The following is a 25676-nucleotide window of genomic DNA, read 5'->3' as shown; positions in this document are numbered from 1 at the left end:
CGGACAAGTCCAGGTCAAACCGGCGCGTCAGTCCAGACCCAGTTCATCCTTCGAGAAGGCGAACAGGTACGGCACCCCCGCCTGCTCGGCGATCGCCTCGGCCGCGCCGGTCGCCCGGTCCACGATCGTGGCGACGGCGACGACCTCCGCACCGGCCTCGCGCAGCGCCTCCACGGCGGTCAGCACGGAGCCGCCGGTGGTGGAGGTGTCCTCGACGGCCAGCACCCGGCGGCCCTTGACCTCGGCGCCCTCGATGCGGCGCTGCAGGCCGTGCGCCTTGCCCGCCTTGCGGACCACGAAGGCGTCCAGCGTCTTCCCGCGCGCGGCGGAGGCGTGCAGCATCGCGGTGGCCACCGGGTCGGCGCCCAGGGTGAGGCCGCCGACGGCCTCGAAGTCCAGCTCGTCGGTCAGGTCGAGCATGACCTGACCGACCAGCGGCGCGGCCTCGCCGTCCAGCGTGATCCGGCGGAGGTCGATGTAGTAGTCGGCTTCCTTGCCCGACGACAGGGTCACCTTGCCGTGCACCACGGCCTTGTCCTTGATCTGCTGCAGCAGCGCGCCACGTACGTCCGTCATGCCGAACAGCTTAGTTGCGCCGCCAGCTCCAGGTCGTCGTCGCCTCCAGCGGGTCCAGCGGTGTGACCAGGCGCGGAAGGGTGTTCAGCCCGTTGGGCGGCCCGGTCTGCGGCTCCACGCAGACGGCCTCGGCCTGCTCGTCGTAGACGACCACCCACTCCTCGCGGCTCGCCACCTTCAGCTCCAGCTGGCCGGGCCAGGTGAGGGTGACGTCGACACCGCCGGGCATGCCGAAGCAGTCGTCCCAGGGGCCGGGCCGGGGGTCGATGCGCTTGCCGGTCGGCAGATGGTCGTCCCCGCGCTCCTCCTGCCAGCCGGGCTCGAAGTCCAGCCGTACGTCCTCGCCGCCGAGGTTCCGGTTGAACCACGGGTGCCAGCCGATCTGCGCCGGGAAGGAGTCGTCCTGCGCCTCCACGGACATGGTCAGCGTCAGGCTGTCCCCGGTGAGCGTGACGACCTGGGTGACGCGGCCGGGGTGCGGCCAGGGGTCGACCAGGTCGTACGTGATCACCGCCTCGTTCTCCGCGACGCGCGCGGTGCGCCAGACGCCGTCACGGGCGGTGCCGTGGATGGCGTGCGGCGGGGAGTTGACGGGCATCTGGCGGATCGTGCCGCCGTCCAGGAACCGGCCGTCCCGGGTCCGGCCGCACCAGGGGACCATCGGGAAACAGCCGTAGCGCTCCCCCTGCCGCAGCAGTTCCACGCCGCCGATCCGCAGCCCACCGATACGGCCGCCGTTGCCGGGGCGCACGCTCACCTCCGCGTCGCCCGCGGTCAGCGTGATGTCTTCGTTGCTCACGGGACGACCCTACTGGGGTGATCAAGACGGCGTCCGCGGTACGGGCGGTCGCTAATGGCGTTTGCGCAGCGCCCGTGCGACGACGATCGCCGATGCCAAGGCCAGCGCCGCCGGGGCCGCCCAGCGCAGGGCCGGGTTCGTGGCGACCGTCTGGGGGGCCGGTACGGGGGCGTAGCGGCCACGCGGCGGGGCGTGGTCCACCTCCTCCGCGCTGCGGCCGATCATCGTGCGGCGCGCGTGCGCGGCCTCGGCCGGGGGTTCATCGGTGTCGGCGAAGTTGCCGGCGCGGCGGTCGGCGGTGTCGGCGTCGGGTTCCAGGGGGGACGGGGGGATCCCGGTGTCGAAGACGGAGACGTGGTCGGGTCCGGACTCGGGCTCGGGCTCGGGCGCGTCGTGCGAATCCGCCGGTCCCTCCGCCAGCCCCTCCACGAAGCGGTTCAGCAGCCGGGTCGCCGCCGAGGTCACCGCCTCCGCCGGCAGTTCCGCGAGGCGTCCGTCCGCGTCCACCGTGCCCGCGACGGTGACGGTGGAGCCGCCCTCGGCCTCGTCGATGCGCAGGGTCAGGGCGAGCTTGACCGAGCCGGCGCCGCGGGCCTCGGTGCCGTCGCCCTCGACGGCGTACGTGCCGTCCTCCCGGGCGGTGACGCGCACCGCGCCCCGGTAGGTGACGGAGTTCCCGCCGACCCGCAACTTCAGCCGCCCGGCGCCGGGTTCGCCACCCGCGTCCTGCTGGAACCCGGGGATCGCCCGGGCGACGCGCACGGGGTCGGCCAGCGCCGCCCTGAGCCGCTCACCGGAAACCGGAACGAAGACCTGGTGCTCCATGTCGACTGACCCTACCCACCTGGGGCCCGAACGTACCCTCACGCGAACAGGTGGTCTGTCCTGACCCGTCAGTACCGCGGATGCACCAGCGTCGACGCCGCCAGCCCGCCGATCCGCGTCCGCTCCGCCGCCAGTCCGTCCGCCGCCAGCGCGGACCGGGTGAGCGTGTACGGACGCGGGCCCCGGGGGTCCAGCCGCAGGGGTGGCGGGGTGTGGCCCGGGGCGGCCAGGAGGAAGCCCCAGTCGTGGGGGGCGCGGGTGGAGGCCGCGGAGCGGTCGGGGCCCGGGGCGAAGCCGGAGTCCTGGCCCAGGACGCGGTACGGGGACGTGGCGAAGCCGGCCGCGCGGAGGGTCGCGTCGACCGTCCAGAAGGCCCGGGGCCGGGTGGAGACGGGCCCGGCGTGCACCACCAGCCGGCCACCGGGGGCGAGCACGCGGCGGGACAGGCCGTAGAACTCCTGGGAGTACAGCTTGGTGCTGGCGGTGATGCCGGGGTCGGGGAGGTCCGCGATCACGACGTCGTACGACCGCACGGGCGCCCCCCGCAGCCAGCCGAGGGCGTCCGCGGTCGTGACGTGGACGCGCGTGTCGTCGTACGCATGCCCGTTGAGGGCGGACAGGCCGGGGTCGCGGCGGGCCAGGCGGATCAGGCCGGCGTCGAGTTCCACGACGTCGACGCGGCGCACGTCCGGGCGGCGCAGGACCTCGCGGGCGGCGAGGCCGTCTCCGCCACCGAGGATCAGCACGCGCGCGTGCGGGCCGCCGGACAGGGCCGGGTGGACCAGGCCCTCGTGGTAGCGGCGCTCGTCCCGGCCGCCGACGCGCAGCCGGCCGTCCAGGAACAGGTCGAGCGGCTTGCCGTCGGTGCCGCCGGTGAGGACGACCTCCTGGACACCGGTCTGTACGGCCACCCGGACGTCCTTGCCGTAGACCGCGTGCCGGGCGGCGCGCTCGAACTCGTCGGCGAGGGCGGCGGCGGAGGCGAGGACGCCGAGGACGGTGAGGCCGACGAGCAGCAGGGTCCAGGTGGCGCGGCGGGACAGGTCGCGCCGGAACAGGCCGAGGACCAGGGCGCCCCCGGCGACGACGTTGACCGCACCGGTGAGCAGCGCGCCGGTCAACTGGCCGAGGACGGGCAGGAGTAGGAAGGGGAAGGCGAGGCCGCCGACGAGCGCGCCCACGTAGTCCGCGGCGAACAGGTCGGCGACCGCGCCGCCCGCGTCCTGGCGGTGGATGCGCTGGATCAGCTCCATCAGCAAGGGGACTTCGGCGCCGATGAGCAGGCCGATGGCGAGGGAGAAGGCGACCAGCAGGAAGCGCGGCCCCTCGGCCCACACCCCGCCCCAGCCGCCGGTCCAGGCGAAGACGGCGTACAGGGCCATCGCGCTGCATCCGCCGACCAGCGCCAAGGCGGCCTCGACCGCGCCGAATCCGGCCGCCGCGTGCCAGCGCAGCCGCTTGGCGCCGAGCGAGCCGATGCCCATCGCGAACACCATCACGGACAGCACGACGGAGGACTGGGTGACCGAGTCGCCGATCAAGTACGAGGCGAACGCGACGAGTTCGAGTTCGTAGACGAGCCCGCAGGCCGCGACGACGAAGACGCACACGAGGACCAGGAACCGCCCGGTGCCGGGCCGGACAGGCAGCAGGGCGGGGCCTGTCCGGGGCGGGGCGCCCGGGGGCGCGGGGGCGTGCGGTTCGATCACGTTGCGACGTTACGTCACAGGCTCAGTACGCCTGGTCACCCACACGTGTGGAAATAGGGGCAGTTGATGCCTCGCGGGTTTATGCGGCCCCGCGAGTGATCAACCGGACCGCCTCCAGCTAGCCCGGCTGACCCACCGCCACGCGGACGCCGACCCGGGTGCGGGTCGCGACCAACTGGCCGTCCTGCGGGTAGGCGTGCCAGGTGCGCCACTGCACCTGCCCGTCGTGCCGCTGGGCCAGCATGGCTGTGAACGCGTGCGGGCTGCCCGGGAAGACCCCGGCGAGGCCGTGCGGGTGGTCGGAGACGAGGGCCAGCAACTCCTGGGCGCGGCCCGCGAAGGAGCCGGGCGTGAGCAGTTCCACCCGGGCGGCGAACTCGTACTCCCAGTCCCCGACGCGCTTGGCGACGCCGAGCGGCAGCGGGGTGCTGGAGCCGGGGATGCACGCGACCGTCTCCGAACAGCCGCCCCGCTCCTCGTCCAGCAGGACCTGGTGGGACGCGCCGAGCAGTCTCAACTGCAGCTTGGCACCGGCCAGTTCCAGGTCGAGGGTGGCCAGCGCGGGGAGCGGCTCGCGTCCGAGGGCCCAGGCCAGATCGGCAGCGCGCGTATCGGTGTAGGAGGTGTTCAGGGTCGTGAGCATGGATCGGCTCCGCTAACACGCAAGGAGGGGTGTGGTCCGGCGCACCTCGGTCGACACCGGGCAAGTGCCATGTCGGCCCGGTCTGCCGAGCCGGCCCGGGCGGGACGGGGTGTCTGCGGGGCGTCCGAGGGCTGCTTAGTGGCTTAGAGGGAATCATGAACAGTGGCGCCGCCACAGCGTTTTTACCCAACTTCGCCGGGTTTCCATCCCTCAGAGGGCCCCACAGCTCAACTGTTCAACTACGGCGTACGCCTGGCGCGGGGCGGAAGCCGCCGAGCGCCCCTCAACTGCCGCCTCCGCAGCCGCCCCCGCCACACGAGGATCCGCCGCACGAGGATCCACAGGACGAGGATCCACAGGACGAATGGCCGCCACACGAGTGCCCGCCACCGGAGTGGTGACCGCCGGAGTGGTGGCCCCCGGAGTGGTGGCCCCCGGACGACGAGCCGCCGTCGCCGGTGGCGGCCCACCAGCTGCCGCCCCCGTCGGACGACCCGTACCCGCCCGGGGCCGACCGCCGCCACTTGGCGCGCTTGTCACGCCGGACCGAGAAGGCCATGATCCCCGCGCACACGAACAAGAACGCCGCCCCACTCAGCACGATGCCCATGGCGTCACCTACTTTCCGTTCCCCCGAAGCGGCCCCCCGTGGGCGCCTCGCGCCAGTCGCCTGCCGCTGGTGACCGGGAGATGCCCGGCCGATCCGGCGGGCAAAGCACAGTTGAGGAAGTCCAGAGCTTGGGCGCAGGATGACCCGCATGACCTCCACCGCGCGCCCCTACCTCAACCGCCGGCTCGCCGAGTTCGGGACGACGATCTTCGCCGAGATGTCCGCCCTCGCCGTCCGGACCGGGTCGATCAACCTGGGCCAGGGCTTCCCCGACACGGACGGCCCCGAAGAGGTCCGCGAGGCGGCCGTACGAGCGCTGCGCGACGGGCGCGGCAACCAGTACCCGCCGGGACCGGGCATCCCCGAGCTGCGCACCGCGATCGCGGAGCACCAGCTGCGCCGCTACGGCCTCTCCTGTGACCCCGACACCGAGGTCCTGGTCACGGCGGGCGCCACGGAGGCGATCGCGGCCTCCCTGCTGGCGCTCCTCGAACCCGGCGACGAGGTGATCGCGCTGGAGCCGTACTACGACTCCTACGCGGCGAGCATCGCGATGGCGGGCGGCCGGCGCGTACCGGTCACACTCCGCCCGCACACCGACGGGGACGGCGCCTGCTTCCGCCTCGACCTGGACGAGCTGCGCGCGGCGGTCACCGACCACACCCGCCTGCTGCTGATCAACACCCCGCACAACCCCACCGGCACGGTCCTCACCCGCGCGGAGCTGGCCGCGATCGCGGAACTGGCCGTCGAACGGGACCTGCTGGTGGTCACCGACGAGGTCTACGAGCACCTGGTCTTCGACGACGCCGAGCACGTGCCGCTCGCCACGTTCCCCGGGATGCGGGAGCGCACGGTGACCATCGGCTCGGCCGGCAAGACCTTCTCCTTCACCGGCTGGAAGGTCGGCTGGGTGACGGCCGCACCGGGCCTGGTGACGGCGGTCCGCTCGGCGAAGCAGTTCCTGACGTACGTCTCCTCGGGCCCGTTCCAGTACGCGGTGGCCGAGGCGCTGGCCCTCCCCGACGCCTACTTCGACACGTTCCGCCGGGACATGCGCACCCGCCGGGACATCCTGGCCGAGGGCCTGACCCAGGCGGGCTTCGAGGTGTTCATGCCGTCCGGCACCTACTTCATCACCACCGACATCCGCCCCCTGGGCGAGAAGGACGGCTTCGCCTTCTGCCGCGCCCTACCGGAGCGCGCGGGCGTGGTGGCCATTCCGAACGCGGTGTTCTACGACGACCGGGAGGCCGGGGCGCCGTTCGTGCGGTTCGCGTTCTGCAAGAAGGAGGACGTCCTGCGGGAGGCGGCGGAACGGCTACGGCGCAGCTGAGAAAAGCGGCGCAACCGGGCACGGTCCGGGGGCCGCCGCCCCCGGACCCGGCCGGACGCGCTTACTCTTCGTCGTCCTCGGGCTTCTCCGCGTTGTCGACTTCCTGCTCCAGGCCGAGCTGCTCCACGAGCCACTTGTCGAACTCGATCGCGGCCCGCACCCAGCTGACCGTGGAGGAGACGAAGTGCTCCAGCGCGACACCGGTGCCGATCAGCATCTGCGCCTCACCGATGAGGCGGACGGTGCCGTCGTCGTGGGTGTGCGTGTACATCTTCGGCCACAGCGTGCGCCGGTTCCAGTCGTCGATGGCCTCCAGCAGCGCGGGCTTGGCGCTGATCGGGTGGGGGCGGTCGTAGAAGGTCCGCACCGAGAAGACCGCCTGTTCGGCCTCCCCACGGAACATGAAGTACGTGCGGAACTGCTCCCACGGCGCGGCGAGGTCACCCTCCTCGTCGACGACGTACTTCAGCTCCATCTGGTCGAGGAGCTGCTTCACGAGGTCCTGATCCGGGACAACGGGGCCGGCCGGCTCTTGGGGCTGCGGTTCGGGCTGGCCCCCGAAGTTCGGAATCGAGGACGGGTCGATGGACATACTTGGACACTCCTGCGGTCGTCTGGCTCGTCCGGTCCTCGCGAGACCAGACGTACACAGCCCACCCTCTCTCTCTTGCCCCACCCCCGGCAAGCGGCTCAGCCGACGGCCTCCACTAGGTGGCCGATCATCGACGCGAGTACCAGAATCCCTGTTCCAGCCCGTTCGCCCAGTTCTCCCGCGGGTCTACAGCGTCTTCCCGGTGGCCGCCCCCACGATCAGCCCCTCGCCGAAGCGGTCCACGCGGACCGTGTCGCCGTCCTTGACCTCGCCCGACAGGATCTCCTTGGCGAGGCGGTCACCGATGGCCGTCTGGACGAGACGGCGGAGAGGCCGGGCGCCGTAGGCCGGGTCGTTGCCCTCGTCCGCCAGCCAGGCCAGGGCCTCGGGGGTGACGTCCAGGGTGAGCCGGCGTTCGGCCAGCCGCTTGGCCAGCCGGTCGATCTGCAGCCTGGCGATCCGGGCCAGCTCGTCCTTGTTCAGGGCCGAGAAGACCACCAGGTCGTCGAGCCGGTTGAGGAACTCCGGCTTGAAGGAGGCCCGTACGACTTCGAGAACCTGCTCCTTCTTCTCGTGCTCGGTGGTCGTCGGCTCGACCAGGAACTGGCTGCCGAGGTTGGAGGTGAGCACCAGGATGGTGTTGCGGAAGTCGACAGTACGCCCCTGCCCGTCCGTCAGCCGCCCGTCGTCCAGGACTTGCAGGAGGATGTCGAAGACCTCGGGATGCGCCTTTTCGACTTCATCCAGCAGGACGACGCTGTACGGCCGCCGCCGCACGGCCTCGGTCAGCTGGCCGCCCTCCTCGTAGCCGACGTACCCGGGAGGCGCGCCGACCAGCCGGGCCACGCTGTGCTTCTCGCTGTACTCCGACATGTCGATGCGGACCATGGCTCGCTCGTCGTCGAAGAGGAAGTCGGCGAGCGCCTTGGCGAGTTCGGTCTTGCCGACGCCGGTCGGCCCGAGGAAGAGGAAGGACCCGGTCGGCCGGTCGGGGTCGGCGATGCCGGCCCGGGACCGCCGCACGGCATCGCTGACGGCCCGCACGGCCTCGCTCTGCCCGATCAGCCGCTTGCCGAGCTCCCCCTCCATCCGCAGCAGCTTCTGCGTCTCGCCCTCCATGAGGCGGCCGGCGGGGATGCCGGTCCAGGCTCCGACGACGTCGGCGATGTCGTCGGAGCCGACCTCGTCCTTGACCATGGTGTCCCTGGCGACCTCCTCCTCGGCCTCGGAGGCGACCTCCAGCTCCTTCTCCACGCCGGGGATCTCGCCGTACAGCAGCTTGGCGGCGGTGTCGAAGTCGCCGTCGCGCTGGGCGCGTTCGGCCTGCCCCCGCAGGTCGTCGAGCTTCTCCTTCAGCTCACCGACCCGGTTGAGGGACTGCTTCTCCTTCTCCCAGCGGGCGGTGAGCCCGCGCAGTTCCTCCTCCTTGTCGGCGAGGTCGCGGCGCAGCTTCTCCAGGCGCTCGCGGGAGGCCGGGTCGGTCTCCTTGCCGATCGCCAGCTCCTCCATCCGCAAGCGGTCGACGGCGCGCTGGAGTTCGTCGATCTCGACGGGGGAGGAGTCGATCTCCATGCGCAGCCGCGAGGCGGCCTCGTCGACGAGGTCGATGGCCTTGTCCGGCAGGAAGCGGGAGGTGATGTACCGGTCGGAGAGGGTCGCGGCGGCCACCAGCGCGCTGTCGGCGATCTGGACCTTGTGGTGGGCCTCGTACCGCCCCTTGAGCCCGCGCAGGATGGCGACGGTGTCCTCGACGGAGGGCTCGGCGACCAGCACCTGCTGGAACCGCCGCTCCAGGGCGGGATCCTTCTCGATCCGCTCCCGGTACTCGTCGAGTGTGGTCGCACCGACCATACGCAGCTCACCACGGGCGAGCATGGGCTTGAGCATGTTCCCGGCGTCCATGGCGGAGTCGCCGCCGGCCCCGGCCCCCACGACGGTGTGCAGCTCGTCGATGAAGGTGATGATCTGCCCGTCGGATTCCTTGATCTCGGCGAGCACGGCCTTCAGCCGCTCCTCGAACTCACCGCGGTACTTGGCACCGGCGACCATGGCCCCGAGGTCGAGCGAGACGAGCCGCTTGTTCTTGAGGGACTCCGGCACATCGCCCTTGACGATCCGCTGGGCAAGCCCTTCCACGACGGCGGTCTTGCCGACGCCGGGCTCACCGATGAGGACGGGATTGTTCTTCGTCCTCCGGCTCAGCACCTGCACAACCCGCCGAATCTCCTGATCCCGCCCGATGACCGGGTCGAGCCTGCCCTCACGGGCGGCGGCGGTGAAGTCGGTGCCGAACTTCTCCAGGGCCTTGTACTGACCCTCGGGGTCGGCGGTGGTCACGCGGCGTCCTCCCCTGGCCTTGTCGAAGGCCTCCTGCAACTTCTTCGCGTCGGCGCCCTGCGCCCGGAGCACCTCGGCGGCGCGACCGCCCTTGGCGGCGATGCCGATGAGGAGATGCTCGGTGGACAAATATTCATCACCGAGGTCCCTGGCGCGTTCACCGGCGTCGGCGATGACGGCGAGCAGCTCGCGGTTGGCCTGCGGCGGCGCGACGGTGGACCCGGTCACGCTGGGCAGCGAGGCGAGGATCTTCTCCGCCCCGGAGCGTACGGCGGCCTGGTCGGCGTCGACGGCGGCGAGCAGGTCGGTGACGTTCTCGTTCTCCTGCCCCGTGAGCAGGGCGAGGAGCAGATGGGCAGGCGTGAGATCGGGGTGCCCCTCGGTCACGGCCCGGCTGCTAGCCGCGTTGATCGCTTCCCGGCTCCTGTTGGTCAGCTCGGCGTCCACGTTCGCGCTCTCCTACTCGGCCACGTCTCCCACTGACTGCTACTGCCATACCCAACATACACAAAGTTGAGCCTATTCCGCTCAAGGCTGGATCGACGCTGGTGGAGGGCTAGGTTTCCCCCATGTCCTCAAAGCACGCGGTAGACCCAGCAGCCCCGGACGACGCCTATGTCGCGTTCTGGCGGGAGCGCCACCTCTGCACGCTGACGACGCTCCGCCCCGACGGCAGCCCGCACGTGGTGCCGGTCGGAGTGACGTACGACCCCGAGGCGCGGCTGGCCCGGGTGATCACGAACAAGTCGAGCGCGAAGGTGGCCCATGTGCTGGCGGCCGGGGCCGGCCCCGAGGGCGCCCGGGTGGCCGTATGCCAGGTGGACGGCCGGCGCTGGGCGACGCTGGAGGGCCGGGCGACGGTCCACACCGAGCCGGAACGGGTGGCCGAGGCGGAGCGCCGGTACGCCGAACGGTACGAGCGGACGCCGTCGCCGAATCCCTCACGGGTCGTGATCGAGATCGCGGTGGAGCGGGCGCTGGGGCGAGGTTGAGCGGGAATCGACACCTGGCTGATTTCAGCCACTGTGAAAGCGCGCCCATACCCTGAAATGTCCCCACAAACGACAGCGGCGTCACCGTGTTCAGGTCACGGTGACGCCGCTGCGGGGGGAAGCACCTGAGCGATCTGTTACGCCGGGGGAATCGCGTCAGGCGCTGCGGGGGGTGGCCGAAATGGTCCTCACGTCAGAGACCTCCGGTTCTGCCATCCGATGGTCTCGTTGGTCCAGATTCACAAAGATCATGCCGTACCGAACGGCACAGCGCACTGGCTGGGGCGCACCACGGGGCTTACGCAGACACCGGTAGGCCCGTACGTCCTCGTCCTCGTCCCGGGTGACGACGACCGGTTCACCGAAGACGGTCACCATCAGCGAGTCACCACCGTGGGGGATGGCGGTGACCAGGTCGATGAAGTGCCAGCCGGAGCGGTAGGCGGTGGCCATTTCGCGGCGGAAGGTGCGGTCGTCGGGTGGAGTGGTCACATCAACTCCCGGCTCCATCGGTCATCGAGACAGGCCCATTGGTGTTGCCCTCGCTCACAGCAGGCGTCACGATCGGCCACGAAGTGTTCGCACGGACGTCACCCTTCGCCTCGGTAAAGCCGCTCCACGCACCGACAATCGCCATGACGGGGAAGGCGGCGGCAAGCACCGAGCGAAGCACTCTGTTACGCATGTTCGGCTTCGTCCTTACTTGAAGGTCCCCTATTCCCCCGCCAGGTACGACGATGGCTCATTCGGGCACGTCATGGCCACACAATCGGTGCATCATGTTCCTGCATGTTCAGGACCCTGGGGGGTGGAGTTTTGGTAACAAACCGGGCGAAAGCGGCACATCCCCACGCGTTGACGGAGCTGTGCGAGGAAGGCCGCAGTCTCTACGCCGCCGCTCTGCGCGCCGGACGCATCGCCCGCTCCGATGCAACGGAAGCTCCCTGCCTGATGGAGTTCGCCCTGCTCCAGCCGGATCCGGACGACCCCGACTGGCTGCGTCCCGTCCCCCCGGCAATTGCCTTGACCCATCGGCTCAGCCCGATCGAGCGCGAGATCACAGAGCGCCGGCGCCTGTCGATCCAACTCGCCGACACCTTCGAGCCTTTCATGACACTCGGTGCACAGGCGATGGCGGGCAGCGACTCGATCACCATTCTGGAGGGCGGCGACCGCATCAACGCCGCACTCAATCTCGCCACCGAGCAGTGCCAGACCGAGGTGCTCACGATCCAGCCGAGCGATCGCCTCTCCGAACGCAGCGTGCAGCGGGGCCTGGAGCGGGACAGGCCGCTCATCGAACGCGGCGTCCGCATCCGCACCCTGTACCAGCACACCGCCCGGTACAGCCCGGAGAAGCTGGCATACGCCGCACACCTCGCCGACGGCAAGGCTGAGTACCGAACCATCGACGAACTCGTGGAGCGGCTCATCATTTGCGACGAGGCCGTGGCCTTCATCCCCATTCGCGAGGATCAGCAGGTCGCCCTGGAACTGCGACAGCCAGGCCTGGTCCGATATCTGATCAAGGTCTTCGAGTTCATGTGGAGCCGTGCAGTTCCGCTCAACATGGGCGGCCCCTACGAAGTCGCCTCCGACGGCATCACAGAAATCCAGCACTCCATCGCCAAGCTCCTGGTCGAAGGCCACGTGGACGAGGCCATCGCCCGCCGCCTGGGCATGAACGTCCGCACCTGCCGCGCCCACATCGCCAAACTGGCCCAGGCCCTGGGCAGCGGCAGCCGTGCCCAGCTCGGCTATCTCATCGCCCAGTCCGGAATCCTCGACAAGGACACCACAGTCCCGGAGCAAGGGGCCTCAGGGTGACCCCCGCGCCGAGCGCGCACCCCGAGCACGGCGTAGAGGAACTCTGCGCCTCGGGGACGAAGCTGTACGAACGCGCTTTACGCGAAGGCCACATACGCGCCGCGGACGCCGACGAGGCCCGCTGCCTGATCGACTTCGGCCTGTTACATCCGGCGCTCCATGACCCCGACCGACTCGAACCGGTCGCCCCCGCAGCCGCCCTGCACCGACTGTTGCGCACATCGGCCGCCCGCATCGCGAACGAACGCCGGCGCGAGGACCAGCTGGTGGAACAGTTCGAACCGCTCTTACAAATCGAAGCGGACCCCGTCGCCGGCACCGACACCCCGATGCTGCGGCTCCTCAGCGGCACCGAGCGCATCAACCTGGCCCTCACCGAGGCCACGGACGAGGCGAGTCAGGAAGTACTGACCATCCAGCCCCGTAACGGGCTCACCGGCCGACGCGGCGCCATCGCCCGTGACATCGCCTCCGTCCGCGACCAGGCGCTACTCGACCGCGGTGTCCGCCTTCGTGCCCTCTACCCACACACTCTGCGGCACCTACCGACGGTGTACACCTCGTTCGAACAGCTCAGGGGTGACATCGCGGCCCGCAGCCTTGACGAGGTGCCCCACCGCCTCATCATCATCGACCGCCGGCGCGCTCTCATTCCCGCGAACGACGACGGCACCCAGGCGTTGGAGGTCAGGCATCCGGCGCTGATCACGTACTTCGTCACGACCTTCGACCGGCTGTGGCGCCTGGCCACCCCTATGTTCCCGGTAGCGGTGACGCCGCCGTCGTCGAACGGCATCACCCCCCGCCAAAGAGCCATCGCCGCCCTCCTCATCGAAGGCCACACCGACGCCGTCATAGCCGACCGCCTCGGCATGAACATCCGCACCGCCCGCGTCCACATCGCCAAACTCGCCGAAACCCTCGGCAGCGAAAGCCGTGCCCAACTCGGGTATCTCATCGGGCAGTCAGGGATCCTCGACGTGGAGGAGCAGACGTAGGGCCGGTCAGTGGACGCTCGGGGACTCCTGGTCCGGGATGCCGAACACGTTCGGGCCGGAAGAGCGACTCGCACCGTCCAGGCCCACCTGGGCTATGCGGACCCCCAGTTGCGTGCGGCTCGCCGCGCCCAGGGTCTCCGACAGGCGGGCGATGTGGGCGCGGCAGGTGCGGACGCTGATGCCCAGGCGTTCGGCTATGACCGCGTCCTGGTGGCCCTCGGCGAGCAGCGCGGCGATGGACTGCTCGCGGTGCGAGATGCCCTCGATGCCGGTGTCGGGCAGCGCGGCGGTGAGAGGGATCGCGAGGCGCCAGAGGCGCTCGAAGACCGTCACCAGGTACTCCACCAGGGCCGGGTGGCGTAGTTCCAGGGCCATCGTGCGTTCGGCGTTGGCGGGGATGAAGGCCACCGTGCGGTCGAAGAGGATGAGGCGGTCGATGACCTCGTCAAGGGTGCGGGCTTCGACCGCGTCGCCCATCAGGTCAAGGTAGTTGAGCAGGCCCTGGCCGTGGCGCGCCACATGCGTGTACAGGTCGCGCATGCGCACGCCCCGGCCGCGCAGCGCCAGCGCCCGGTGCAGGCCCTCGGTCAGCTCGGCCTCCCGCCGGATGCCGCCGGGCTGCACGGTGAGCACCTCGGTGGTGCACGCCTGCGTCGCCTCGTCCATCGCCGCCTGGATGCGGGAGAGTCCGTCCAGGACCCGGATCGCGGCGCCCCCGCCCGGCGCCGCCGGTGTCTGCAGGTGCTGCCCGAGCGCGGCGTACCACTCGAAGGCGGCCACGGCCGAACCTACCCGCCGCTGACTCTCCCTGACCTCGTCGTAGACCCCGCGCAGCAACCGGGTCATGACCTCCTGCGGGGAGGTCGGCACCAGCCAGTCCATGTCGTCGGGATCTGGGTGCAGCAGCGCCAGTTCAAGGAGACAGGGCACCGGATCGGCGTCGGTGCGCGGCACGCGTCCGCGGCGAACGGCCCGGGAATACACACGATCCCCGGCCTCGCACAGTCGGTCGGCACCATGTGGATGCTTCGCCCCGTGCCCGGCCATCGCCCATTTCACCCCCGGTGTGCTGCCACTTCCGCAGCGCAACTATGCGCGGCGCCGACCGGGTCCGCAACACGGCTCACCACGCCGAGGGCTCGGCAATCGAAGGGTTTGTCCGGTTATCGTCCGGCCTCCGCACCTCGCACTGCAACAAGATGACGGTGGTGGGCCGGACGCCGCCGAGGCATCGTTGTTCTCGCTTCCCCTCGGGTGCAAACCACCCGAGGTGGTCCCGGCCGGGCTCCCCCAGTCCGGCCGGGACCAGCCGTTCGCCGCCTGGGGCAGCACCCCGGAAACGTGGGTTACTTCAGCCCGATCGCCGCGCAAGCCGCCTTGTACGCCGCCGTGCAGATGTCGTCCACGGTGTAGATCCCGTCCGCGATCACCGTCTCCTTGATCTTGCTCTTGGTCAGGGCGTTCACCTGGACCAGCTTGGACGGGATGTTCTTGGTGGTCGGGCTGTCGGCCCTGTCCTGCGTGAGGGAGTCGAACTTGATGTCCTTGCCGCGGACCTTGGCGACGGCGATCTCGGCGGCGGCCTCGGCCTCGTCCGGGTAGGACTTGTACACGCTCATGTACTGCTCACCGGCGACGACCCGCTGGACCGCGTCCAGTTCGGAGTCCTGGCCGGTGATCGGGGGCATGTGGGTGACGCCGGCCGCCTTCAGGGCCTTGATGACACCGCCCGCCATGCCGTCGTTGGCGGCGTAGACGCCGGCGATGTTGCTCTTGCCGACCAGGCCGATCGCCTCGGTCATCTCGGCCTCGGCGTTCTCCGGCTTCCACTCCTTGGTGTCGTAGGACTTCGCGATCACCACCTTGCCGTTCAGCTCGGAGAGCGCACCCTGCTTGAACTGCTTGGCGTTCGGGTCGGTGGGCGAGCCGTTCACCATGACGATCTTGTCGGAGGTGTCGTGGTCCGGGCCCAGACCGTCCAGCAGGGAGCGGGCCTGCACCTCGCCGACGAGTTCGTTGTCGAAGGAGATGTACGCGGCGATCGGCCCCTCGGCGAGCCGGTCGTAGGCGATGACCGGGATACCCGCGTCCTTCGCCTTCTTCACCTCGCCGGCGATCGCGTGCGAGTCGACCGCGTCGAGCAGGATGGCGTCGACCTTGTCGTCGATCATCTGCTGCAGCTGGCCGGCCTGCCGGGTGGCGTCCGCGTTCGCGTTCGCGTATACCACCTTGCCCTGCTTGTGGGTGAGTTCGGCCACCTTGTCCCTGATGATGGGGTAGTCGAACTTGTCGTAGCGGGTGTTCGCCTTCTCCGGCAGCAGCAGCCCCAGCCTGAGGTCGTTGCCCTTCGACGGGCTCGCGCTCGCTCCGTCCCCCGAGGCGTCGAGCATGCCGCAGCCGGCCAGCGAGAGGGTCATCGTGGATGCGGCCACGGTCAGGGCGATACGACGCATTCGGGGGCTCACTTCAGGTGTGTTGCGGACGTGGGCGGCTTTAAGCGACCCAGGTGTCTGAAAAGACAACGCGGGGGGCACATGCGGCGTCAAGGAAAACCACTTAACGAGTACGCAACAGCACACACCGCTGCACCTGTGAAGGGGATGCGAAACCCCATCCAAACGCCCTTTACGGGCCCTCCATTCAAGAGGAGTCCATGGGGCGGCAAAGATCGGTACAACCAACACCTTTCCTCGCGTGTCGTGATCACGACGGCTTACGGCAGCCGCTCCATCCCGATCAGAGGACCGAATGAACCCAGCCAGACGCACGACCGCCTCGGCCACCACCGCGGTCGTGCTCGCCACCGCCGGCACCCTGCTCACCGCGGCCACGCCCCCGGCCTCCGCCGCCACGAGCTGCACCTCACCCGTCTACAAGCGGCAGTTCTTCGCGAACACTACTTTCTCGGGCACAGCGACCAAGACGGACTGCGACAGCGCGATCGACCAGAACTGGGGCACCGGAGCGCCCGCGGCCGGACTGCCGAACAACTACTTCGGCGTCCGCTGGACCGTCACCCGCGACTTCGGCTCCGGCGGCCCCTTCGCCTTCACCGCCTCCGCCCAGGACGGCATCCGCGTCCACCTCGACGGCATCCGCAAGGTCGACCTGTGGAAGAACGTCTCGTCGACGATGTCGAAAACGCTCAACGTCACCATCCCCTCCGGAAAGCACACCCTCCGCGTCGACTTCGTCAACTGGACGGGCACGGCCAACGTCAAGTTCGCCTACATACCCCGTACTTCGGCGACCGTCGACAAGGTGGCGCCGCTGACGCCGACAGGGGCTGCCGCGTCGTACGACACCGCCGCCCGCAAAGCCGAGCTCACCTGGGCGAAGAACAAGGAGATGGACCTCGCCGGATACCGGGTTTACCGGCGTCTCAAGGGCAGCAGCAATTGGAAGAAGCTGACCGCCACGACGGCGACCTCGTACACCGATGCCCCGCCAACGACCGGTGAGACGTATTACTACGAAGTCCGTGCCTACGACAAGGCAGGCAACGAGTCGGCCGGCACCGCGGACCAGCCCGTCACCACCCCCGACCGCACCGCGCCGGCCGTCCCCGCCGGCGTCGCGCTGAGCGACGGCCAGCCGGGCATCACCGTGACCTGGAAGACGGTTCCGGGGGCGGCGGAGTACCTCGTGCACCGGCGGTGGGACACCGACGGTGGGGATGAGCCCGTCGTGCAGGTGGCGAAGGTGACCGGCACGTCCTGGCTGGACGTCAAGGTCGCAGAGGGTCTCTACTACAGCTACTGGGTCACCGCGGTCGACGCCGCCGGGAACAGGTCCGCCAAATCGGCGGGCGTGCACGTGGAGCGAGGTGACCACGCTCCCTCCGCCCCCACGCGCCTGACGGCCACGACACAGGCCGGCAGTGGCATCGCGCTGACCTGGGCGGCGCCCACCACGCCCATCACCCACGACCTGGGCCACTTCCGGATCTACCGCGACGGCCGTCTCATCGAGGAGGTCGGCGCCAGGCAGACCTCCTACACCGACTCGACGTCCGGCAGGGCGCCTCGTACACCTATACGGTGACCGCCGTGGACACCCAGTCCCAGGAGTCCGTCCCCTCCGCACCCGCCACCGGCACCGCACCGGCCACCGGCCTCGCCCCAGCGGCCGTCACCGGGCTGCGCGGCGCCGTGAACAGCAGCGACATCGAGATCGACATCGAGCTGTTGTGGCAGCGCAACACCGAGGAGGACGTCGACCACTACGACATCTACCGGGGCGTGCTGGTCGACGGGGTCTGGCAGTACGAGAAGTGGGGTGAGGTCGGACAGACCTGGGAGGACGAACCGACGCTCTCCTACGTCCACGAACTCTACGAGCCGCAGGGCGAGACGTCCCGGTGGGCCGTGGTCGCCGTGGACTACGCCGGCAACTCCCGCTTCACCACCGGCGAGGACTTCTCGTTCGTCACCGTGACGGAGCCCGTGGTCTGGCCGTTCGTCACCGAGCGGTCGGGCCCGCCTATGACCCCGCTTCAGCCCCGCTTCGGACCGGTGATCTCCTCACCGATCACGAAACCCTTGGCGGGACCTTCGGGGATGGTGACTTCGGTGCCGTAGGGAACGCGGTGGACTCCGACCCAATCGGCCTGGTCGGGCTCGGGTTCGGTGAGAACGGTGACGGTGCCGTGACTGTCGTAGTCGTCGATCACGACGTAAACGGGGATTCCGGCCCGGGCGTATTCGCGGCGCTTGCGGATGCGGTCACGCTCCTGGTTGCGCTTGCCGGGTGAGACGACCTCGACGATGAGGGAGACAGCGGACGCAGCCACCCCCAGCTCCTCCTCGTCGCCGTACGGCTCCAAGTCTTCGGGGGCGACGAGGACATCAGGAATCCATCCCTTGCGCTGGTGGATGACGTTGGTGTCCTGAAACGCCGCATACTCTCCCTCCCCGAGGAACCGCACCAGTGCGTTGCGCAGACGGTTGACGATCTGAGCATGGGACAGGCGACCGGTGGGCGACACCTCGATGGCTCCCTCGATGATCTCGGCACGGTAGCCCTCGGGGAGTTCCATGGCCTTCCACGCCTGCCACAGGACCTCGTCCAGCTCGGGGCCGTTGTCGGCCGAGGACACGGGCTCGGTCCTGGTCTCAGGCATGGTCTCGGGCCTCTCGTGCGCAAGAGCGGTCATGGCGGCATCACCTCCTCAAAGTGTGGGCTGGGTGTGCTCGGGGCACAAGCAACGCGATCACGGTAGGTACAGCAGTACGGCTGACCAGGGGAATCACCCCCCGTTCACCCGTCCGAGCGAGGGCGAAACGTTCAACCCGTACAACCCAGCACCCGCTCGGCGAGTCGTGATCGTCGCCAGCCCCTTCCCCCGACCGGCGACGGTCAAGACCGAGGAACACACGAACCCAGCCAGACGCACTACCGCCACCGCGGTCGTGCTCGCCGCCACAGGCGCCCTGTTGAGCGCCGCCACCGCCGCCACCGCCGCCACCGGCTGCGTCTCACCCGTCTATACGCGGCAGTTCTACGCGAACACCACTTTCTCGGGCACCCCGAAGAAGACGGACTGCGACTCCGCCGTCGACCAGAGCTGGAGCGGCGTCCCCGTCACCGGACTGCCGAAGGACAACTTCGGCGTCCGCTGGACCGTGACCCGCGACTTCGGTTCCGGCGGGCCCTTCGCGCTGTCCGTCGCCGTCCAGGACGGCATCCGCGTCTACCTCGACGGCATCCGCAAGGTCGACCTGTGGAAGAACGTCTCCAGCACGCAGAAGAAGACCGTCAACGTCACCGTCCCGGCCGGCAAGCACACGCTGCGCATCGACTTCGTCAACTGGACCGGGCCGGCCCTCGTCTCCTTCGCCTACCGGCCGCGCACCTCCCCTGACATCGACAAGGTCGCCCCGCTCACGCCGACGGGCGTCTCCGTCTCGTACGACTCCGCGGGCGCCGCGAAGGTGAGCTGGTCCCGGAACAAGGAGCTGGACCTCGCGGGGTACACCGTCTACCGGCGGCTCAAGGGCTCCCCGTTCGGCGCCGCGCTCAGGGCGACCACGGCCACCTCGTACACCGACACCGCGCTTCCGGCCGACGGCCGGACGTACTACTACGAGGTCCGCGCCTACGACAAGGCAGGCAACGAGTCGGCCGGCACCGCGGACCAGCCCGTCACCACCGCCGACCGCACCCCGCCCCCCATCCCCACCGGCGTGACCGCCGGCAGCGGCGGCGACGGGGTGAGCCTCGCGTGGAACGCGGTCGCGGACGCGGCCACGTACCGCGTGTACCGCTCCACGAGTGCCGACGGCGCCTACAGCCGTGTCGCCGCCGCCGACCGGACGTCGTACCTCGACGCGTCCGGCACCGAGGGCGCGCGGTACTACTACCGCGTCACGGCCGTCGACGCCGCCGGCAACGAGTCCGCGCGCTCGGCCACGGTCAGCGGGGTGCACGAGGACGAGACCCCGCCGTCCGCGGTCACCGGGCTGACGGTCACCCCGACCGACTACGGCTTCCACCTCGCCTGGGACGCCGACCCGACGCCCGACCTCGCCCGGTACGTCGTCTACGCCGGCGAGCTCCACAACTACGACGACGAGGAGGAGAACGGGGAGAAGGTCTGCGAGGTGTACGCGGCGGAGTGGCTGTCCACCGACACCACCTCGTACGACTACGCCACCGTCCCGGACGGTGACGAGCGCTGCTTCTTCATCGACGCCGTGGACGACGACTGGAACTCCCACTACGAGTGGACCCGTTCGCCGAACATCGTGACCGCGACCGAGCTGGACACCACCCCGAGCGTGCCGACCCCGGAAGGCTCGCCGGTCCGCCTGACCGCCGACGCGGGCAAGGGTGCCGTCGCGCTGAGCTGGAACACGGTGGCCGACGCCACCGGCTACCAGGTCTACCGCTGGAACGCGGACACGCACGCCTACGAGAAGCTGGCGGCCACCGCGCAGACCTCCTACACCGACACCGGCGCAGCGAGCGGCACCACCCACTACTACTGGGTGACCGCGCTGTACGCGGACGGCACCGAGTCGGCGCCGGGAGCGGAGCTCGCCGTCCTTCTCCCGTGAGCAGGACCCGAGCACGCGAAAGGGGCCCGGATTCCGGGCCCCTCTCAGCTGAGCATGCGGGTCAGTCCGAGGACTGCTGCCGCTTCGGCCGCCACACGACGAGCGCGCTGGTCTGCTGGACCTCCTGGTACGGGACCAGGTCGCGGCGGTAGGAGGCGTGGACGGCGGCCTCGCGCTGGCGCATCGTCGCCGCCGCGCCGTCCAGGGCCGCCTCCAGCTCCGCGATGTGGGACTGGAGCGCGGCGACCTGGTTCTCCAGTTCGATGATGCGCTTGATGCCGGCCAGGTTGATGCCCTCGTCCTGCGACAACTGCTGCACCTGGCGGAGCAGTTCGATGTCGCGGGCCGAGTAGCGGCGGCCCCGCCCGGCGGTCCGGTCCGGGGAGACCAGGCCCAGGCGGTCGTACTGGCGCAGCGTCTGCGGGTGGAGTCCGGAGAGCTGGGCAGCCACCGAGATGACGTAGACCGGGGTCTCCTCGGTCAGTTCGTACGGGTTACGCCGACGGCCGTCCATCACTCTCAGTCTCCCTTCGCGGCCTCGAACAGCTCCGCACGCGGATCCTCGCCCGCGGTCGCCTCGCGATACGCCTCCAGCGCATCACGAGCCTTCCCCGACAGGTCCTTGGGGACACACACCTCGACGGTGACCAGGAGGTCGCCGCGGGTGCCGTCCTTGCGGACCGCGCCCTTGCCCCGCGCCCGCATGGTGCGGCCGTTGGGCGTGCCCGGAGGCAGCTTCAGGGTGACGGCGGGGCCGCCGAGGGTCGGCACCCGCACCTCGCCGCCGAGGGCAGCCTCGTCGAACGTCACCGGGACGGTGACGGTGAGGTTGTCCTCCTTGCGGCCGAACACCGGGTGCGCGCCGACGTGGACGACCACGTACAGGTCGCCCGCCGGGCCGCCCCGCTCGCCGGGCGCGCCCTTGCCGCGCAGCCGGATGCGCTGGCCGTCGGTCACCCCGGCCGGGATGCGGACCTGCATGGTCCGCGACGACTTGGCGCGCCCGCTGCCCTTGCACTCCAGGCAGGGGTGCTCGGCGATCAGACCGCGGCCCTTGCAGTCGGGGCAGGGGTCGGTGAGCGAGAAGCCGCCGCCCGAGCCCCGGGCGACCTGCCCGGTGCCGACGCAGGTCGGGCACACGCGCGGTGTGCCGTTCTTGTCGCCGGTGCCGGAACAGGCCTTGCACGGGGCCTGGGAGGACATCCTGAGAGGCACCGTGGCGCCCTCGATGGCCTCCGTGAAGCTCAGCGTGACCTCGGACTCGATGTCCTGGCCGCGCCGCGGCTGGGTACGGGTGCCGGTGGCACCGCCCCGGTTGAACAGTCCCCCGAAGACGTCACCGATTCCGCCGCCGAAGCCGCCGCCCTGGGCGCCCCCGCCCCCGGCGCCTCCGAAGAGGTCGCCGAGGTCGAAGTTGAAGGAGCCGCCGGCGCCCGGCCCGGGACGGAAGCCGCCGTTGCCGAACAGGGCGCGTGCCTCGTCGTACTCCTTGCGCTTCTTGGGGTCGCCGAGGACGTCGTTCGCCTCGGAGATCTCCTTGAAGCGCTCCTCGGCCTTGGCGTTGCCCTTGTTGGCGTCCGGGTGGAACTCGCGGGCGAGCTTCCGGTACGCCTTCTTGATCTCGGCCTCGGTGGCGTCCTTGGGGACGCCGAGGACCTTGTAGAAGTCCTTCTCGATGAAGTCCTTGGTGCTCATCCCCGACGTTCCCCCTTTCCGTGGTTCGCCTCGGTCCGTACGTCAGCCCTCGTCCGGGCCACCGCTCTCCTTGTCGTCGGCCGCCGCGTTCTCCTCGGCGCCCTCGCCCTTGCCGGCCTGCGCGCCCGGCTGCGGTTCGGCCACGGCCACCCGCGCGGGGCGGATGGTGCGCTCGCCGATGCGATACCCGGGCTGCAGGATCGCCACGCAGGTCGTCTCGGTGACGTCCGGCGCGTAGCTGTGCATCAGGGCCTCGTGGATCGTCGGATCGAAGGGCTCGCCCTCCTTGCCGAACTGCTGGAGGCCCAGCTTGGCCGCGACGGTCTCCAGCGACTCGGCGACGGACTTGAACCCGCCGACCAGTTCGCCGTGTTCCCGTGCCCGCCCGATGTCGTCGAGCACGGGCAGCAGCTCGGTCAGGAGGTTCGCGATGGCGATCTCCCGGACGGCTACCCGGTCCCGCTCCACCCGGCGGCGGTAGTTCTGGTACTCGGCCTGGAGGCGCTGGAGGTCCGTCGTGCGCTCGCCGAGCGCCGTACGCACCTGGTCCAGCTGGGCCACCAGGCCCGCGTCTGCTGCTCCGTCCCCGGCCGGGGCCGCCCCCTCTTCGGGGGCGGCCTTCGGCTCGGCGTCGTCAGGGGTCGCGCCGGAGGGGACGTCGGACTTCTCCTCGAAGCCCGGGGTCTCCTCCGTCACGCGGCACCGTCCTTGCGCTCGTCGTCGACGATTTCGGCGTCGACGACGTCGTCGTCAGCGGCCTTGCCGCCCTGGGTGGCGCCTTCCGGGCCACCGGCGGCCTGGGCGCCCTGGGCGTCGGCGTACATGGCCTGGCCCACCTTCTGCGAGACGGCGGCGACCTTCTCGGTGGCCGTACGGATCGCGGCGCTGTCCTCGCCCTTGAGCGCGGTCTTCAGCTCCTCGACGGCGGCCTCGACCTCGGTCTTGACCTCGCCGGGGACCTTGTCCTCGTTGTCCTTGAGGAACTTCTCGGTCTGGTAGACGAGCTGCTCGCCCTGGTTGCGGCTCTCGGCGGCCTCGCGGCGGGCGTGGTCCTCCTCCGCGTACTTCTCGGCCTCCTGGCGCATCCGGTCGACCTCGTCCTTCGGCAGCGAGGAGCCGCCGGTGACGGTCATCTTCTGCTCCTTGCCCGTGCCGAGGTCCTTGGCCGTGACGTGCATGATGCCGTTGGCGTCGATGTCGAAGGCGACCTCGATCTGCGGGACGCCACGCGGCGCCGGCGGCAGACCGGTCAGCTCGAACATGCCGAGCTTCTTGTTGTACGCCGCGATCTCGCGCTCGCCCTGGTAGACCTGGATCTGCACGGACGGCTGGTTGTCCTCGGCCGTCGTGAAGATCTCGGAGCGCTTCGTCGGGATCGTGGTGTTGCGCTCGATCAGCTTGGTCATGATGCCGCCCTTGGTCTCGATACCGAGGGACAGCGGGGTCACGTCGAGGAGCAGGACGTCCTTGACCTCACCCTTGAGAACACCGGCCTGGAGCGCGGCGCCGATGGCGACGACCTCGTCCGGGTTCACACCCTTGTTGGCCTCGTTGCCGCCGGTCAGCTCCTTGACGAGCTCGGCGACGGCGGGCATACGGGTGGAGCCACCGACGAGGACGACGTGGTCGATCTCGTTGATGGAGATGCCGGCGTCCTTGATGACGTTGTGGAACGGCGTCTTGCAGCGCTCCAGCAGGTCGGCCGTCAGCTGCTGGAACTGAGCCCGGGTGAGCTTCTCGTCCAGGTGCAGCGGGCCCTCGGCGGACGCGGTGATGTACGGCAGGTTGATCGAGGTCTCGGTGGAGGAGGACAGCTCGATCTTGGCCTTCTCGGCGGCCTCACGCAGGCGCTGGAGGGCCATCTTGTCCTTGGACAGGTCCACGCCGTGGCCGGACTGGAACTGCTTGACCAGGTAGTCGACGACACGCTGGTCCCAGTCGTCACCACCGAGGTGGTTGTCACCGTTGGTGGCCTTCACCTCGACGACGCCGTCGCCGATCTCCAGCAGCGAGACGTCGAAGGTGCCGCCACCGAGGTCGAAGACGAGGATCGTCTGGTCGTCCTTGTCGAGGCCGTAGGCCAGCGCGGCGGCGGTCGGCTCGTTGACGATGCGCAGGACGTTCAGGCCCGCGATCTCGCCGGCCTCCTTGGTGGCCTGGCGCTCGGAGTCGTTGAAGTAGGCCGGGACGGTGATGACCGCGTCCGTGACCTTCTCGCCCAGGTAGGCCTCGGCGTCCCGCTTCAGCTTCTGCAGGATGAACGCGGACATCTGCTGCGGGTTGAAGACCTTGCCGTCGAGCTCGATCTTCCAGTCGGTGCCCATGTGGCGCTTCACCGAGCGGATGGTCCGGTCCACGTTCGTGACCGCCTGGCGCTTGGCGACCTCGCCGACGAGCACCTCACCGTTCTTCGCGAAGGCGACGACGGACGGCGTGGTCCTGGCGCCCTCGGCGTTGGTGATGACGGTGGGCTCGCCGCCTTCCAGAACGCTGACGACGGAGTTAGTCGTGCCCAGGTCGATGCCGACCGCACGTGCCATGGTTGATTCCTCCAGCTGACTTGAGTGGAACAGGCTCAAGTGTGCACGAGCGGGTCCGCCGGGTCAACAGACCTGAGTCGGCTGGGCTCAACTCTTATCCGTTCCTTACACGCAACTGCCCTGTGACCTGCGTATTCGCAACCCGCCGTGACATACGGAGAGGGATCCGAAGGAGTACGAGTACGGCGACCACCGCCCCTCCCGACACCCACAGCGCGGCCGTCTCCCCCGTCCACCCGGTGTGCACGAGCACCCCCACGAGCACCGAGGAGAAGGTGCCGGCCCCCACGAGCACGACCGCCCCCTGCGGGGTCAGCCCGAGCCTCCGCAGCCGGTGCGCGAGATGGTCGGGCCCGCGCCGCAGCAGCGGGCGCCGGCCCAGCAGCCGCGCGAGCACCACCAGCAGGGCGTCGGCGATGGCGACGGCCCCGAGGCAGAACAGCACCCCGGCGCTCGGCCCGAGCCCGTACCCCGCACGCGTGAAGACGACGGAAGAGGACAGCAGGAACCCCGCGAACAGCGAGCCGCACACCCCGAGCCCCATCCGCGCGGGATGCCAGTTGTGCATCAGGAAGCCGGTGAGGGCGGCGGCGAACACGCTGAGCAGCACGGCGAGCCCGTCCATCATCTCGGCGGCGGCACAGGCGCCCGCGCCGAAGGCGGTGACCACCCCCACGGTCCCGGCCAGCCCGTCGGCATGGTCGAGCCCCTTGAAGGCGAGGGCGGCGAAGACGATCCAGCCGACGGCAAGGATCCCGCCCGCGAGGCCCGTCTCGTCGTACGGCACCACGCAGGCCGCCGCGACGGCCGTACCGGCGACGAGCACCCTCGCCCGCAGCCGCCACACGTCGGCGACCAGGCCCAGCGCGGCGACCCCGGCGGCGGCGACGAGCAGCCGCCCGACCCCGGCGCCGAGCGGGGCGACCCGCGTCCACTCCCCCGTCCAGGCGATCAGACAGGTGACGGCCACGACGGCGGGCCCACCGAGCACCGGCAGGGGCCGCTGCCGCCGCCGGTCGACGATGCCCGCGCGCAGGGCGGGCAGCCGGAGCAGCGCCGCGAGTACGGCGGTGAGGGCGAGGGCTGCGATGGCGGCGGCGATCCCGTAGAGCACGGGCTCTAAGGTAGGGGTGAATGTA

General features: G+C 70.1%; 23 protein-coding genes. 7 read left to right on the top strand and 16 right to left on the bottom strand.

All coding sequences use genetic code 11. The annotated features are described in order from the left end of the window. Positions 1-27: 27 nt before the first annotated feature. The 5 genes from pyrE to ACWD35_RS33000 all read right to left on the bottom strand — a co-directional run bounded on the left by pyrE (position 28) and on the right by ACWD35_RS33000 (position 4552). Positions 28-576, bottom strand: coding sequence for an orotate phosphoribosyltransferase (gene pyrE, locus ACWD35_RS33020; protein WP_451355010.1), 549 nt, complete (start codon positions 574-576; stop codon positions 28-30). Positions 577-586: 10 nt separating this feature from the next. Continuing rightward, positions 587-1375, bottom strand: a complete 789-nt coding sequence (locus tag ACWD35_RS33015) for an aldose epimerase family protein (RefSeq protein ID WP_451355009.1) — start codon at positions 1373-1375, stop codon at positions 587-589. A 51-nt stretch (positions 1376-1426) separates the two neighbouring features. Next, positions 1427-2200, bottom strand: coding sequence for an SRPBCC domain-containing protein (locus tag ACWD35_RS33010; protein WP_451355008.1), 774 nt, complete (start codon positions 2198-2200; stop codon positions 1427-1429). A 68-nt stretch (positions 2201-2268) separates the two neighbouring features. Then, complete coding sequence (locus ACWD35_RS33005; protein WP_451355007.1) at positions 2269-3909, bottom strand: polyamine aminopropyltransferase; 1641 nt, start codon at positions 3907-3909, stop codon at positions 2269-2271. Positions 3910-4027: 118 nt separating this feature from the next. Then, positions 4028-4552 carry a DUF2617 family protein gene (locus tag ACWD35_RS33000; protein WP_451355006.1) on the bottom strand — a complete coding sequence of 175 codons (525 nt, stop codon included), beginning with the start codon at positions 4550-4552 and terminating at the stop codon, positions 4028-4030. Between the two features lie 749 nt (positions 4553-5301). Here ACWD35_RS33000 and ACWD35_RS32995 point away from each other — a divergent pair. Beyond that, positions 5302-6498 carry a pyridoxal phosphate-dependent aminotransferase gene (locus tag ACWD35_RS32995; protein WP_451355005.1) on the top strand — a complete coding sequence of 399 codons (1197 nt, stop codon included), beginning with the start codon at positions 5302-5304 and terminating at the stop codon, positions 6496-6498. Between the two features lie 61 nt (positions 6499-6559). On the opposite strand, the gene ACWD35_RS32990 is transcribed toward ACWD35_RS32995, so the two are convergent. Together ACWD35_RS32990 and clpB are read right to left on the bottom strand one after the other, a co-directional pair. Next, complete coding sequence (locus ACWD35_RS32990; RefSeq protein ID WP_451355004.1) at positions 6560-7090, bottom strand: YbjN domain-containing protein; 531 nt, start codon at positions 7088-7090, stop codon at positions 6560-6562. Positions 7091-7276: 186 nt separating this feature from the next. After that, entirely contained in the window at positions 7277-9874 is a 2598-nt protein-coding gene (clpB, locus tag ACWD35_RS32985; RefSeq protein ID WP_451355003.1) for an ATP-dependent chaperone ClpB, read from the bottom strand. 122 nt (positions 9875-9996) lie between these two features. On the opposite strand from clpB, the gene ACWD35_RS32980 reads away from it, so the two are divergent. Beyond that, entirely contained in the window at positions 9997-10419 is a 423-nt protein-coding gene (locus ACWD35_RS32980) for a pyridoxamine 5'-phosphate oxidase family protein (RefSeq protein WP_451355002.1), read from the top strand. Positions 10420-10575: 156 nt separating this feature from the next. On the opposite strand, the gene ACWD35_RS32975 is transcribed toward ACWD35_RS32980, so the two are convergent. Continuing rightward, a complete protein-coding gene (locus ACWD35_RS32975; RefSeq protein WP_451355001.1) occupies positions 10576-10911 on the bottom strand; it encodes a hypothetical protein in 336 nt (111 codons plus the stop codon). A gap of 297 nt (positions 10912-11208) precedes the next feature. Here ACWD35_RS32975 and ACWD35_RS32970 point away from each other — a divergent pair, with 297 nt between their 5' ends. Together ACWD35_RS32970 and ACWD35_RS32965 are read left to right on the top strand one after the other, a co-directional pair. Further along, positions 11209-12246, top strand: coding sequence for a helix-turn-helix transcriptional regulator (locus tag ACWD35_RS32970; RefSeq protein ID WP_451355000.1), 1038 nt, complete (start codon positions 11209-11211; stop codon positions 12244-12246). Further along, positions 12243-13244 (top strand): helix-turn-helix transcriptional regulator, encoded by a 1002-nt coding sequence (locus tag ACWD35_RS32965; protein ID WP_451354999.1) that lies wholly within the window; start codon positions 12243-12245, stop codon positions 13242-13244. Before ACWD35_RS32970 ends, ACWD35_RS32965 begins: the two co-directional genes overlap by 4 nt. Positions 13245-13250: 6 nt before the next feature. Here ACWD35_RS32965 and ACWD35_RS32960 read toward each other — a convergent pair whose 3' ends face one another. Together ACWD35_RS32960 and ACWD35_RS32955 are read right to left on the bottom strand one after the other, a co-directional pair. Then, positions 13251-14291: a LuxR C-terminal-related transcriptional regulator gene (locus ACWD35_RS32960; protein ID WP_451354998.1), complete on the bottom strand. Its 1041-nt coding sequence runs from the start codon at positions 14289-14291 to the stop codon at positions 13251-13253. Between the two features lie 299 nt (positions 14292-14590). Further along, the gene (locus ACWD35_RS32955; protein ID WP_451354997.1) at positions 14591-15697 is read right to left on the bottom strand and encodes a sugar ABC transporter substrate-binding protein; all 1107 of its coding nucleotides are present in this window, start codon (positions 15695-15697) and stop codon (positions 14591-14593) included. Between the two features lie 295 nt (positions 15698-15992). Here ACWD35_RS32955 and ACWD35_RS32950 point away from each other — a divergent pair, with 295 nt between their 5' ends. Both ACWD35_RS32950 and ACWD35_RS32945 read left to right on the top strand, forming a co-directional pair. Next, on the top strand, positions 15993-17288 hold the full coding sequence (locus ACWD35_RS32950; RefSeq protein WP_451354996.1) for a fibronectin type III domain-containing protein: 1296 nt from the start codon (positions 15993-15995) through the stop codon (positions 17286-17288). 5 nt (positions 17289-17293) lie between these two features. Continuing rightward, positions 17294-17824 (top strand): hypothetical protein, encoded by a 531-nt coding sequence (locus tag ACWD35_RS32945; protein ID WP_451354995.1) that lies wholly within the window; start codon positions 17294-17296, stop codon positions 17822-17824. Here ACWD35_RS32945 and ACWD35_RS32940 read toward each other — a convergent pair. Then, positions 17740-18399, bottom strand: coding sequence for a Uma2 family endonuclease (locus tag ACWD35_RS32940; RefSeq protein ID WP_451354994.1), 660 nt, complete (start codon positions 18397-18399; stop codon positions 17740-17742). The genes ACWD35_RS32945 and ACWD35_RS32940 overlap by 85 nt on opposite strands. A 169-nt stretch (positions 18400-18568) precedes the next feature. Here ACWD35_RS32940 and ACWD35_RS32935 point away from each other — a divergent pair, with 169 nt between their 5' ends. Beyond that, positions 18569-20302, top strand: a complete 1734-nt coding sequence (locus tag ACWD35_RS32935; RefSeq protein WP_451355038.1) for a PA14 domain-containing protein — start codon at positions 18569-18571, stop codon at positions 20300-20302. Between the two features lie 61 nt (positions 20303-20363). Here the strand turns inward: ACWD35_RS32935 and ACWD35_RS32930 are convergent, their stop codons facing one another. The 5 genes from ACWD35_RS32930 to ACWD35_RS32910 form a co-directional block, all read right to left on the bottom strand. Further along, on the bottom strand, positions 20364-20816 hold the full coding sequence (locus ACWD35_RS32930; RefSeq protein WP_451354993.1) for a heat shock protein transcriptional repressor HspR: 453 nt from the start codon (positions 20814-20816) through the stop codon (positions 20364-20366). A 5-nt stretch (positions 20817-20821) separates the two neighbouring features. Next, positions 20822-21997, bottom strand: a complete 1176-nt coding sequence (gene dnaJ, locus ACWD35_RS32925) for a molecular chaperone DnaJ (RefSeq protein WP_451354992.1) — start codon at positions 21995-21997, stop codon at positions 20822-20824. Positions 21998-22039: 42 nt separating this feature from the next. Then, the gene (gene grpE, locus ACWD35_RS32920) at positions 22040-22693 is read right to left on the bottom strand and encodes a nucleotide exchange factor GrpE (protein WP_451354991.1); all 654 of its coding nucleotides are present in this window, start codon (positions 22691-22693) and stop codon (positions 22040-22042) included. Further along, positions 22690-24537, bottom strand: coding sequence for a molecular chaperone DnaK (gene dnaK / locus ACWD35_RS32915; protein ID WP_451354990.1), 1848 nt, complete (start codon positions 24535-24537; stop codon positions 22690-22692). The genes grpE and dnaK overlap by 4 nt, the downstream gene beginning before the upstream one ends. A gap of 94 nt (positions 24538-24631) precedes the next feature. Next, the gene (locus tag ACWD35_RS32910; RefSeq protein ID WP_451354989.1) at positions 24632-25651 is read right to left on the bottom strand and encodes an MraY family glycosyltransferase; all 1020 of its coding nucleotides are present in this window, start codon (positions 25649-25651) and stop codon (positions 24632-24634) included. Positions 25652-25676 lie beyond the last annotated feature (25 nt).

This window comes from Streptomyces sp. NPDC002671, from assembly GCF_053592475.1.
The sequence above is the reverse complement of the archived record's forward strand: the minus strand, read 5'-3'. Positions and strand labels throughout refer to the sequence as shown.